The sequence below is a fragment of the Solibacillus sp. GQ1 genome (assembly GCF_059758555.1).
Map to the genome: position 1 here is coordinate 1 of NZ_JCAXEX010000021.1, position 247 is coordinate 247.

Sequence of the window (247 nt, forward strand, 5' to 3'; positions counted from 1 at the left end):
AAACTGGTGAGCCATGAAGGACTCGAACCTTCGACCCTCTGATTAAAAGTCAGATGCTCTACCAACTGAGCTAATGGCTCTCTAAATGGTGCCGGCGAAAGGAGTCGAACCCTCGACCTACTGATTACAAGTCAGTTGCTCTACCAACTGAGCTACACCGGCATTTAGAAATGGTGGAGGATGACGGGCTCGAACCGCCGACCCCCTGCTTGTAAGGCAGGTGCTCTCCCAGCTGAGCTAATCCTCC

The 247-nt window shown here is 52.6% G+C and carries 3 tRNA genes; all 3 read right to left on the reverse strand.

Going from position 1 to position 247, the window contains the following annotated elements:
- Positions 1-4: 4 nt before the first annotated feature.
- Positions 5-80 (reverse strand) — tRNA-Lys (locus tag AC6CH1_RS19305).
- Between the two features lie 6 nt (positions 81-86).
- Positions 87-162 (reverse strand) — tRNA-Thr (locus tag AC6CH1_RS19310).
- Positions 163-171: 9 nt separating this feature from the next.
- Positions 172-247, reverse strand: a tRNA-Val gene (locus AC6CH1_RS19315).